The sequence below is a fragment of the Candidatus Binatus sp. genome, assembly GCF_030646925.1.
Classification (GTDB): Bacteria; Desulfobacterota; Binatia; order Binatales; family Binataceae; genus Binatus.
The window spans coordinates 21754-33883 of record NZ_JAUSKL010000102.1; the positions used below are offsets into that span (position 1 = coordinate 21754).

General features: G+C 60.8%; 10 protein-coding genes. 3 read left to right on the forward strand and 7 right to left on the reverse strand.

The window, feature by feature from the left end; all coding sequences use genetic code 11:
• Positions 1–6: 6 nt before the first annotated feature.
• The 7 genes from Q7S58_RS17565 to Q7S58_RS17595 form a co-directional block, all read right to left on the reverse strand.
• Entirely contained in the window at positions 7–762 is a 756-nt protein-coding gene (locus Q7S58_RS17565) for a phosphatidylcholine/phosphatidylserine synthase (RefSeq protein WP_304828882.1), read from the reverse strand.
• A gap of 1 nt (position 763) precedes the next feature.
• A complete protein-coding gene (locus tag Q7S58_RS17570) occupies positions 764–1297 on the reverse strand; it encodes a dual specificity protein phosphatase family protein (RefSeq protein ID WP_304828885.1) in 534 nt (177 codons plus the stop codon).
• A gap of 44 nt (positions 1298–1341) precedes the next feature.
• Positions 1342–4440 (reverse strand): tetratricopeptide repeat protein, encoded by a 3099-nt coding sequence (locus Q7S58_RS17575; protein ID WP_304828888.1) that lies wholly within the window; start codon positions 4438–4440, stop codon positions 1342–1344.
• A gap of 151 nt (positions 4441–4591) precedes the next feature.
• Positions 4592–6250: a PfkB family carbohydrate kinase gene (locus Q7S58_RS17580; RefSeq protein WP_304828891.1), complete on the reverse strand. Its 1659-nt coding sequence runs from the start codon at positions 6248–6250 to the stop codon at positions 4592–4594.
• Positions 6243–7379 (reverse strand): dihydrodipicolinate synthase family protein, encoded by a 1137-nt coding sequence (locus Q7S58_RS17585; RefSeq protein ID WP_304828894.1) that lies wholly within the window; start codon positions 7377–7379, stop codon positions 6243–6245. The genes Q7S58_RS17580 and Q7S58_RS17585 overlap by 8 nt, the downstream gene beginning before the upstream one ends.
• A gap of 60 nt (positions 7380–7439) precedes the next feature.
• Positions 7440–8126, reverse strand: coding sequence for an energy transducer TonB (locus tag Q7S58_RS17590; RefSeq protein ID WP_304828897.1), 687 nt, complete (start codon positions 8124–8126; stop codon positions 7440–7442).
• Positions 8123–9724, reverse strand: coding sequence for a hypothetical protein (locus Q7S58_RS17595; protein ID WP_304828900.1), 1602 nt, complete (start codon positions 9722–9724; stop codon positions 8123–8125). Before Q7S58_RS17595 ends, Q7S58_RS17590 begins: the two co-directional genes overlap by 4 nt.
• Before the next feature lie 78 nt (positions 9725–9802).
• On the opposite strand from Q7S58_RS17595, the gene rpmE reads away from it, so the two are divergent.
• The 3 genes from rpmE to prmC all read left to right on the forward strand — a co-directional run bounded on the left by rpmE (position 9803) and on the right by prmC (position 12120).
• A complete protein-coding gene (rpmE, locus tag Q7S58_RS17600; RefSeq protein ID WP_304828903.1) occupies positions 9803–10042 on the forward strand; it encodes a 50S ribosomal protein L31 in 240 nt (79 codons plus the stop codon).
• 122 nt (positions 10043–10164) lie between these two features.
• Complete coding sequence (gene prfA / locus Q7S58_RS17605; RefSeq protein ID WP_304828906.1) at positions 10165–11226, forward strand: peptide chain release factor 1; 1062 nt, start codon at positions 10165–10167, stop codon at positions 11224–11226.
• Positions 11227–11241: 15 nt separating this feature from the next.
• Positions 11242–12120 (forward strand): peptide chain release factor N(5)-glutamine methyltransferase, encoded by an 879-nt coding sequence (prmC, locus tag Q7S58_RS17610; protein ID WP_304828909.1) that lies wholly within the window; start codon positions 11242–11244, stop codon positions 12118–12120.
• The last annotated feature ends 10 nt before the right edge of the window (positions 12121–12130 follow it).

Below are 12130 nucleotides of genomic sequence, written 5' to 3' on the forward strand. Positions count from 1 at the left end.
AACGCGCTAACGCGCGATCCTCAGCATGGCGCGAGCGTGAAGCGCGAACGACGCGACCAAGTAATAGACGATGAAGCTGAGCGAGACTGCAAGCATCAGGGAGTTCACCGCGGGGAGCATCGGCAGCATCACGAAAGTCACTGCGGCCCAGATGATTCCGAGCGTGAGCGTGAGCGGACGCAGCGGCACGGTGCGATTCGGATAGATGTACTTCAGCGGAACGAACACCATCACGCTAAGAATCAAGAGGACCGCGACGTTGAAGATGGTGCCGAGGCCGAGACAGAAGAGATAGAAGGCGACGAGGTTCCAGTAGTTGGGGAAGCCGAGGAAATAATTATCGGCAGTCTTGGCGTTGGTCCGGCAGAAGCCGTAAACGCTCGCGAGCATCACGAAGCAGGCGAGCAGGAGGCCGAGGCGACTCCCCGGGATGAGGCCGGCCTCGAGCATCAGGAAGACCGGGGCGACGGTGTAGGTCAGGTAATCCACGATATTGTCGAGCAGTGCGCCGTCGAAGGTGGGAATCCGCGTTTTGACCATCAGCAGGCGCGCGAGCGGACCGTCGCTGGAATCGATGATGGTTGCGGCGCCCATCGCGAGGAAGGATGCGCGGAAATCATGGATGGCGGCGGAGTAGATCGCGATCAAGCCCAGCGCGGCGCCGAGGGCGGTGTACAGATGTACACCCCACGCGCAGATGGTGAGCAGCCGCTGCCGCGGAGTTGCGGGCTTGAAATCGTCGGCTGCGGCTCGCGAGGTCACCTCATTTGTCCGGCTTGAAATCGCGCGGCCCGAAGTACTCTTCCAGCACCGTCATGAAGGGGCCGCACGCGCGCTGCTTTTTCACCGTCGCCATGGCCTCATCGAGCGACATCTGGCGATAAGCGCGGAGGAAAGCGATCGCGAGCGTCGGCGCGCGATTCATCCCGGCGTTACAATGCAGGTAAACGCGACCGCCGGCGCCGATCAGATCGCGGAGATCGTGCAGGGCGGCCTCGAGCCGTTCGGCCATCGCGTCGGCGCTGCCATCCTGGATTGGAGTACGCACGAAATCGATCCCGTGCTCCTGGTATTCCTCGCGCAGGCGTTGGTGGTCGAGTCCGTTCAGGCGAAGATCTTCGTCATCCTGAAGATTGTGAACCGCGGTGACGCCGTAGGTGTTTTTGAGCCACTCGATATCGTCGTGATGCGGGTACTCGCCGACCAGCAATTCCGGCGAGATCACGCTAACCGAGGGACGGCGGTCGCCGCGCGAGGGCCGGGGCGCGCCGTCATTGCGCTTGCTGAACCAATCCATAACCCAAATGTAACCCCGCGCACTGGCAGTATTCCAGCGTCAGATCAGGTGGGGCCGTCCGGATCGGGAGTCAAAGGGACGAGATACTCCTGACATTCCAAACAGTAGGAATACTTGCCGCCATTTTCCCAGATGATGCTCCCCTCCTTGATCGTGTCGCCTTTTCGAGGAGCCGAGTCGAAATCAGGCTTCGTACTCCCGCTCGTTCCGGAAACGACGCACTTAAAGAAGGGCATCAGCGAAATTCGGTGCCCCTCGTGCTTGGCCAAAAGCTTTGAAACCCACTCATGCTTCGCAAGAGTTGTCCCATATAGTGATTGGTCGAAGCCCGCTTTGAGAGCGTTCATATCGTCGATGGTGGCATTTCCCGCTCTGAACGCCCAGTAAGGAGTGTCCGGCAGGCAGTTCCGACATACGCTAGAGTGATTCTCCAAAGCATCAAGGATCAAACCAACTTCTTTCTTCCGCTCGCCAAGTAGTCGCAGTGCGTTACCGAGATTGAACTGCGCTCCGTTCGTGGCAAACGGGACTGAACGCGAGCTGTATTCCTTCAATACCTGCCTGTAGCGGAGCACTGCTCTCTCGAGAGACTCCGTCCCAGATTCCCGCTCGCCCAAGATTTGCTCCACGAGTGCGAGAGCTCCCTGACTCGCAGCCCAGAGAAGCGGTTCGCGGTCACGATTCCGTTCGGTGAGAGCTTCGCGATAGGCCGTTGCCGCTTCCTCCAAGTGTGCCGCGCTCGTTTCTCGCCTACCGAGACCGGCGAGAGCGTCTCCCAGGTTTTGCTTTGCAACTGACCACCGGAAAGGCACAGTCTCCCGGGTCCAAATTTGTAATGCGTCTCGTAAGGCACTTATAGCTTTGTCGAAATAACGCGGGGCGTTCTTGTACTCACCGAGCCTAATGAGTGCATACGCCAGATTGTTCTTCGAGGACGCAAAGGCCATAGCCAAATTTTCGCGCGTTCGCACTTGAAGTGACTTGTGTAAAACATCGATGGCTTCGTTCAGACCGTCGGAATTACCGTTTCGATTGGCAATAAGCGTCAATACTGTCCCCAAGTTATTCTGGGTCTCTCCCCAACCGAGAGGATCTTGCTCGAAAGCTCGTTCTTCGAGTGCAAGCCGGTAGGCGCTTGCGGCTTCCTCCAGAAGCTCGGTCCCCAACACTGTTTCCCCAAGACTCTTCAACGCATTTCCAAGATTGCTCTGCGCCTGAGCCCAATCCATAGGTACTCGCTTTCGGGTCCATTCCTTCAAAGAAAGGCGATGTGCAGCTATAGCAGCCGCCAGAGTTTCAGCATCAGATTCTCGATTTCCGATAACCTGTAGTGCGTAGCCCAAGTTGTTCTGTACCGTTCCCCAGTCCAAAGGGAATCGTTCTCTCGTCCAGTCCTTCAACGCTGCGCGGTACGAGTCCGCCGCTTGTCTGAGCTTGTCCGTCCCTGATTCTCGTTCGCCCATCTTGAGCAGTGCGCTTCCTAAATTAGACCGCGTCGATCCCAAGAGGTCCGGAGGAAGTTCTTGCAAAGCGATTTGCTCCAATAACTTCTGAAAGATCTCGACGGCTTCTCTAAGGTGAGTGGGATCGGCTTCAAGGGTTCCGAGCGCGCCCAACGCTACACCTAGATTGTTTTGCGCGGCCGCCCAGTCCATCGGAACTTGCGTGCGCGGCCATTGGTCGACAACTTCACGGTAGTACCGAATGGATTCGGCAAGATAATCAGTTTGACTGGTCTGTTCGCCCAGCGTTTCAAGCGCCATCGCATAAATGAACATAACTCGGGCGCGTCGTTCGGGGGTCCATCCTGGGCGGCTATGACTACCCTCAACGAGCCTTCGGACCTTGACCACGAACGGTGCGAGGTCTTTTGCAATGTACTGTCCGCGGCGAGCGAAAAGCTCGGCACTTTGAGTAATTACCACTAATCTAAGGATATCAACCAAATCTTCCCAGAAGACTTCGGGTAGCTGAAAATTCGCTGGAAGGTATGGTCCTCGTGACCGCATGCTGGATACAGCTGTAGTCCAATAGAGTCGCGGTGCGGTACGATCGTCGTGCGAGAGAACGGTACCCCAAATGAGTACATGTGCTGACGATTCTTGCAGGAGTTCTCGCGCCCTGTCGTGCCCGACGCGCTCGCTTTCCTCTGGGATCGGCCCTTCAGGTGAGATCACGCGATCGAACCGAAGGATCTGAACGCCCTCGATATCTCTCAACGCTTCAATCATCAGACTCTCTATCTCGTGATTGTTGTCATTCACGAGATGCGCGAGCGCAACGGCAAAACGCTGCGGGTCAGCTTTTGGTATCGCCCCGCTCGCGCCCGACGGCACCGCGTCCGAATCCTTGGGAAGGGGTACTGGCCCGTTCTTCAGCAGGTGCACCGCATACGAAGCGGCCAGTTCGCATGCGTATGTCCGCCAACGACGCACATCAGCTGAGTCCTTGCGGCTGTCGGCAAGGTCGGAAATGGCACGAATCACGAGAACGCCTGGTGGTGAGGCCGCTTGGAATGCCGCGGTTGCAACGCCGGCCGCTTCCATCTCGATAGCCACCAGCTTGGGGATGAGTTCGCAGAGTCTGAGCACTTCGGCTTCGTCTGCTAACACTTTGTCGCCGCTTGCGATGGGGCCCATACGACGCTTCGGCGCGCCACTACTCGGTCGCCTGGTCGCCGTCCTTTGCCATCGACTGCCTCCCAGATTCCTCGCGGCACCGAACAGTCGCGGATCTACATTGTGAGTCTTCGGACGAATTTCCGGACCGCTTTCCTTTAGTTTCTGTAGCTCATAGTCGACGATCTGATCGGCAACGATAAGGTCGCCCAAATGCACCCCATTCTTGAGAACCCCGCCCGCTATCCCCACTAATAGGACGTATCGGGGTTTCCATTTCCGGATCGCGTCTGTGGTAGCAGTGGCAGCATCGATCCTGCCCATTCCGAGTAGCGGAACTATTATGAGGCTATATGTTCCCTTGCTTCGGTCGGAAAATGTGGTGCGTATTTCAGCCGAGTAGTAGACTCGAACGTCATCTTCTTCGGGCGGCAACTTGCTGACCGGCCGCAGCCTCATGAGCAGCGCTTGCGTTTCCTCTTCAAGCGCCGTGATGATCAGAAAATCCGCTTTCCGCTCGCCCATTTTGTTCTATCTTATCCGAGACTCGCGGCGCTTCCTATTGCGGCGACTACGTGGAACTATCATCGAGTCCTCCGGTCGTCTCGGTTGTTAGCTCTAACTAACGGCGAGTAAGAGGTCGGTGGGATGTGTTAAAACGCCGGGGCACAATCAGTCAGGGGCGGGGGAGGGAGGAGCGGGCGTTGGCGATGCGGCGGGCGGTCTCGCCGATCGTGCCGGCGCGATGCCATCGGCTGTATTCCTCGACGGTCAAGCCGTGTGCGACTTCAAGCGCGACTGACAGTCCCGCGATTACGAACACTTCGCCGAGCACGCTGATGCGCGGCGCGAGGCCGAGTCCGCCGCCCTCCTGGCTGACGGGCGCGTGGATTACGAGGTCGGCGAGTTGCGTGAGGCCCGATTCCTTGTTGCCGGTGATCGCGATCAGTTGCGCGCCTTGTTCGCGGATGGCGGTCGCGGTCGCAAGCAGTTCGTCGGTGTTGCCGCTGTTGGAGATCGCGATGACGACGTCGCGCGGATGCACCTGGCCGAGGCTGCCGTGCAGCGTTTCCGTCGCATGCAAAAAAGTGGCGGGCGTGCCGACCGAACAAAGGAGGCTCGCGGCATAGCGCGCGACGTGCTCCGGCTTGCCGACGCCGGTCACGTGCACGCGTCCGCCGCGGCCGAGCGCGGTGCGGATGATCTCGACGGCGCGCGCGATCGCGGCGAAGTTGATCCCGGCGCGCAATGTTGCGAGTTCGGCGAGAGCGATGTCGAAAAATTCTTCAACCTCGACGGTCGAAACCTCGTTGCCCGATTCGTGCTGATCGGCTTCTGCGCGCGGGCGTGGCAGCGTGAGCGCTGCGCCATACAGATCGACAATTTCGTCGCGGACTTCGAAGCCCGAGGGAAAAGCGCCGAGACGAGTGACGCAAATTGCGCCGGCGGCATTTGCCAACCGGCCCGTTTGCTCCCACGGCAGATTCATCCGGATGCCGGCGAAGATGCCCGCGAGGAACGCGTCGCCGGCGCCGGTCGAATCGACTTGCTTCACCTTGAAGGCGGGCACGCGCACGCTGGCGCCGTCGGCGGCGATCGAGCATCCTTTGTCGCCTTCGGTGATTATCACGGCGCGACTGCCGTATTTCGCGCGAATCGATTCGGCGAGTTTCAGCGGATCGCGGCCGTTGCCGGCGATCAGTTCGCGCGCCGCCGCTTTGGCGGGCTTGAGGTAAGTCGCGAGCTTCAGCACGCGTTCGAGTTCCGCGCGCGTACCGAGCGATCCGATCGCGTCGGACGGGGGTACATCGACGTCGAGAATCGTCGGAATCGAATGAGTGCGCGCAAACAGCAGAATCGCGAGCACGGTGCGGAGAGGTAACTGCGAAATTTCGGTCGAGATCAAATTGGCGCGGCGAATGAATGCACCGTGGCGGCTACGGACTTCGGTCGGCGTGAGTTCGCCGGTAGCGCCGCGCGACATATAGATTGCGCGATCGCCAGCGGTATCGACGAAGATCGTCGCGAACGCGCTCGCGCTGCCGTCGAAAGTAAGATGATGGCGGATGCCGAGATGCTCCATCCCGTCGCGTAGAAACACGCCGTGGCGATCGTCGCCGAGCTTGCCGAAGATGCCGGTCCGCAGGCCGAGCACGCGCGCCCAGCCGAGATGATTCAGCACCAGGCCGCCGACCTGGGTGCGCTCGATCGCGGCGCTCGCGCTGTGCGCGTGCAGCAGGATTTTTTCGTCGGCGCGGATGATGCGGGGGGTGCGATAGAACAGGTCCACGACCATGCTGCCGCATCCGACGACGTCGAGTTTGTGGTCAGCCATTGCGATGAGCCATTTTGAGCGCGGGCGTGCGGACGGCGCGCGCATCGGGCTCGCTGACCCATCCGCGCTCGAGCACCGCGGCGCTGTTGTCGCGCAGCTTGCTAAATCGAATCATGAACTCGTGGCGTTCCTCGTCATTGAGCGAAGGAGTGCCGTCGCCGAGCACGTCGCTGGTGATGACGCCGAGTTGTTTGAGCGCGAGTTTGAGGCACGCAATCGTCGGCCGATACGGCTTGCCGCCGCGCTTGAAGGTGCAGGCGGAGCGGAAATCGCCGATCACCTGCGCGTAGAGATGCATCAGTTCGCTGTCGGCAGAGCGGCAGACCTGCCACGCGCGCTGCCATTCGCGGGGCATCGCATTGGCCGGCCCGGCGACGACGCCGTAAGGACGCGTGCGTTGGGTAAGATAGCGATTCCAGTAGTGGCGCATGCTGTCGGCGATGCCTTCGGGGGGCGCGAAGAGATCGAAGATGAGGTGCGCATTGCCGGCATAGATCGCGAATTCGTGGCTCGCCTTGAAGTGCGAAGCGGCGCGCGTGTAATTGCCGATGACGGACTTGCTGGCGGTGACTTTGATGCCGCGCACATAAGGCAGGCGGCTCATCAATTTGACGTCGCGGGTGTGCAGATGCGTCGGTTTGCCGGGCGCCGCGATGTCGGCATTGTCGTACAGAAACAGCGGGATGGCGCGGCCGGCGCGCTCGAAAACCGCGCCGATGTCGCGCTCGACGAAGGGCGCGGGATGCTCGACGTCAGCGATCGAGAGGGGCGCGACGACGGCGGCGTCGGCGCCGGAATCGATTGCGTGGATCAGATTGTCGAGCGTCTCGGCGCGAGTATGCGCGGTGATGCCGGCCCATGCCTCGATTTTCTTTGCGGCTGACACGCTGGCACGGCGGCATTCGTCGGTCGCGATCCTCGCGACGGCCTGGCGCTGCGCGTTATCGATGCGATCCCATTCGCCGTTGGTACCGGGAGCAAAAATGATATCGGCGCCGTTGCCGTTCTGAATCGCGAAGCGGACGACGGCGCGCTGCTCGGACTCGAGCACGCGGCCGCGGGCGTCGAGAATCGTGACGATCGGCACCGACAATCCCGGCCGGGGGATGTATTGGTCGAGTGTTTGCACGGCGAGAATCCTACCAGAATCGCGCGGAAGCTGCTGCGGGCTAGTCAAATCGCGGCACGGTTATTCGACGCCAAGCCCAATGTGGGTGATGAAACTCCAATGCTTCTGGTCGAGCGACGCGTAGGTCTCGAGCTTGCCTTCGATCGTGAGTTTGTAGTTTCCGTCACCGGTGAGCGCGCCGACCGGCGGATTCTTGTACCAGAGCGCTTTCTTGCACGCGGCGACCATCATCTTGTCGATCGCGGCTTTGCCCGAATGTTGCTCGACGATTATTTCGGTGAGCTTGCCGTTTTTATCCATGACCGCAGTGAGGATGACGGCCCGCGTGTCGGTGGACATCCTGATGCCGGAGATTTCGTCGGTGCGTTCGGCGAGCGCAACCTGCGCATACACGCGATCGAGCAGCACCTGCGCGAAGTTGGCGTACTTGGCGGCTTTGTCGTTGAGCAGGCGTTGATCGCCGGGATGCTGATCGTCGCCGGCCTGTCGCACGAGTCCCGGCGCGGCCTGGTAAGTGACTGGTGCGTTCGGGTCGCCGGTACTGCGCAGCACCGCGGTCTGCTTCGACAATTCAGTTTTCAGGGGATTCACCGGCTCGGTCGAGAGCGTCGAGAGGTCGGTCACGAGATGCGGCCGATCGGCGCCGGCGACCGGGGCCGGCGGCGGCGGAGGAGTCATGCCGCATCCGCCGACGGCGAGCGCCGCAAGCAGGCAGGCATTGAGTGAAAGTAATCGAGCGAATTTCATTTGGCGTTTCCCTGATCCTTGTCCAGCGCGAGAATTGCCGGGCGCGCGTCATTATAGTCGGCGACGAACGCGTCAAACAGTTCCTCGCCCAGCGCGCGTTCCTCGGTGCGAACCACGTCGTTGTGCTGAGTGGCGATCGCGTCACCGATGCGCGCGAGAAATTCGAGCGTCGGCGAGTAATCCAGTTCGGCGGCGCCACCGCCCGAGAAATGATACATGCCGTTGGCGAGGCGCGCCGAGGAAAGTCTGGTCCGCATCCCGCCGTTGCCCTGCGCCATCACGCGCAGAAATCGCCCCGCGATGAAATCCATCGCCTTGTGAATTCCCGGCGGCGCGATCAACTCGGGCACCGCGTTCATCCGCGTGTCGATAGTCACCTGCTCAGCGTTGCGGCGGTAGTCGGTGGTGAAGCCGACGTTGGCGAGGCCGAAGTTCATCGCCATGCTGACGATGTGGCCGGTCGCGAGCGTGCGATAGCCTCCGTGCTCGAGCTGGTCGAGCGCGACGCTTTCGCCGGCCGGCTTGAACGCCGAATCGAACGGCGTGAGCAGGCCGTTTCGACCCATCACAGAGGCGCGCATATGGCCGCGATCGAAGGATGAGCGGCTCCAGTAATTGCCGCGCGAATCGTACACCGCCGAATTCGCGGTCACTGCCGGCGCGAGCTTGCGATAGAAATCGTACAGATGCGGGAAATGCTTGAGCGCATCGAGATGCACTTCGGCATCGACGTTGAGCAACACGATCGGGCCCGCAGGCGACTCAAATTCGTCGAGCACGTTGTTGAATTTCAGATACTCGTCGAACTTGGCCGCGAGATGCGGCATCTGGCGATGGAATCGCTCGAGCGCGGCCTTGTCGAAGTGGTTGAAACTTCCGGGCGCGGTATCCCACGGCGGTTTCAGCTCGCCGTACGACTCGCGGAGTGCCTCCGCGATCGCATCGACGATTGCGCCGATACCGTAGGTGTCGGTCATCACCTCGCCGCTGAGCGAGCCAATCACGTTCGATACGTTGTTCGGTGAGGAACCGGGCGCAGGCTTGAGTGCGAATAGCCCGGAGAAACGCTCGGCCTCCTCGGGGCTGGTGTACTGTTTGGTCAGCGAATACAAATAGTCGGCGGCGCGCGGTTGGCCGGCGACGGCGATCTGATGAATGCCGTCGGGCATCACGGTCCACGGGATGTCGGTGTTCGAATAAATCGCGGCGGCGCGAATCATCGTCGATTGCCGCGGCGGCAGGAGATCGACGACGTGCTGAAGCGCGGGCGATAGCTGCGGATGAAACGACAATTTGCGCTGGAAGGTCAGTTGCCGATCCATGATCGCGAGCGCGCGCGCGGCACGATCGGGTCCGGGCGATGCGAGTTTCAGGATCGGTGCGAACAAAGTGAGGTTGTCGGGATAGAAACCCGCGGCAGGTGACCTTGCTTCAGGCGCGGATAGCTTCGCGTCATGAGTCGGAGGTGCGACGCGCTTTGAATCGGAGCGCGGGGGCGCGGCGCTGGCAGAACCGCAAATCGTGCTGAAAATGAAAATCGCGAAGATGGCGAAGGGAACGAGCAGGTAGCATCGCGGGCGTTGCGCGTGGATAATCATGCGCGACCTGCGAATTGTGCCCGATCCGGCGCGATGATAAGGTATAAAGTAACCAGGGAACGAAACCGAGAAGTACAAATGAAAGCTGGAATCCATCCCGAATACCGCCGCTGCATGGTGACGTGTGCGTGTGGCAACACTTTCGAAACGCATTCGACGTCCAAAGAGATGCACGTCGAGGTTTGTTCGAAGTGCCATCCGTTTTATACCGGCACGCAGCGGCTGGTCGATACCGCAGGCCGCGTCGAGCGCTTCAACCGCAAATACGGCATCAAGAAGCCGGCCGAAACGGTCGTCGAAAAGCCCGCAGAAAACTAGCATAGCAACTCCCGCCGCCTGCGATGCGCCAGCATCCGGGTGCGCGGGGGAGAATTATCGGCACGGCCATCCAGGCCGCGCCGTTTTTGTTTCAACTCGAAGCGTTGGGGATCTGACGGGTAATGCTGGATAAAGTTAGCGCGATCGAGGAGCGGGTCACCGAGCTGGAGCGCAGACTCGCCGACCCGGCGACGCTCGGCAATCAGCGCGAATACGCGAAGCTCGCGAAGGAGCGCGCGCAACTTGCGGAAGCGGGGCAGACTGCGCGCGAGTATCGTCGCGTGCTCGAGGAAATCGGCGATCACAAAGCGATTCTCGAAGGCGACGATGCGGATTTGCGCGAACTCGCGAAGGCCGAACTGCCCACCCTGCAAAAAAACCTTGGCGCGCTCGAAGAAAAATTCAAGGAACTGCTAACCCCGCGCGATCCGAACGACGAACGCAACGTGATCCTCGAAATTCGCGCCGGCGCCGGCGGCGAAGAAGCATCGCTGTTCGCGGGCGACCTCTATCGGATGTACACGCGCTACGCGGAACTCCACGGCTGGAGAATCGAGCCGCTTAGTTTGAGCGACACCGGCCTTGGAGGAATCAAGGAAGTGATCGCGCTGGTGAATGGACGCGGCGCGTACTCGCGGCTCAAGTATGAAGGCGGGGTGCATCGCGTACAGCGCGTGCCTCAGACCGAGGGCTCGGGACGGATTCATACATCGGCGGTGACGGTCGCGGTGATGCCCGAGGCGGACGACGTCGAAGTCAATATCAACGAGACGAAGGATCTGCGAATCGACGTGATGCGCGCGTCGGGCCCGGGCGGACAGAGCGTCAACACCACCGACTCGGCGGTGCGAATAACGCATCTGCCGACCGGGATGGTGATCATCTGCCGCGACGAGAAATCGCAGCACAAGAACAAGGCGCGCGCGATGAAGATCCTGCGATCGCGGCTGCTCGAGCAGGCGCAGAACGAGCAGCACGAGAAGATCGCGGAGACGCGGCGCTCGATGATAGGCACGGGCGATCGCTCGGAGCGAATTCGCACCTACAATTTTCCGCAGTCGAGGGTGACGGACCATCGCGTCAATCTGACGTTGCATCAACTCGACAACGTGCTGGACGGCGGAATCGATACAATCATCGACGCGCTGGCGGCCTACGAGCAGGCGCAGGCGCTGAGCGCCTAGGCCGAGATGCTCGCGGTGGCGGCGGAACGGGCGCGCGCGGTTGAGCTAATCGAAACGGCTGCGCGGCGGCTCGCGGAGTGCGGCGTCGAGAGCAGTCGCCTCGACGCGCAACTCCTGATGGCTGAAGCGGCGGACGTCACGCGCGCCGAGGTTATCGCGGGATCGCGGATGCTGTCGGCGGAGCAATTAGCGCGATTCGACGCGATGATCGAGCGGCGGATGCGTCGCGAGCCGATCGCATACATCGTCGGTCACAAGGAATTCTACTCGCTCGATTTCGAAGTGAATCGGAGCGTGCTGATTCCGCGGCCGGAGACTGAGATTCTGGTCGGTGCGGCGCTCGCTACGATCGCGAAGATGCGCCAAGCGCGCGTGCTCGATATCGGCACCGGTTCCGGCGCGATTGCGATCGCGAACGCGGCGAATGCGCCGCGGGCGACGGTACTGGCGACGGACATTTCAGCGGATGCGCTCGCGGTCGCGACGCGCAACGTGGTTCGGCATAGTGTCGGCGATCGCGTGACGCTGCGCCGCGCCGATTGCTTCGAAGTTCTCGATGGAGAACAGGAGCTTGGACGATTCGATCTGATCGTTTCGAATCCTCCGTACGTTGCAGAAGTGGATCTGGCCCGGCTCGAGCCTGAGGTTCGTTCGTATGAACCAGATATTGCGCTGAGCGCGGGCCGCGACGAACTGAATTTCTATCGCCGAATCACAGCGGGCGCGCGAGCGCATCTTACTGCTGAGGGGCAATTGATCGTGGAAGTCGGCGCGGGACAGGCGGATGAGGTGATAAGAGTTCTGGCGGAGCACGCATTTGAGGTCGTCGCTGTGCTAGACGATTTCGGCGGTCATCGACGCGTCGTGCATGCGCGCTTGTTCCACGAAGAGTAGAGCCGATCTC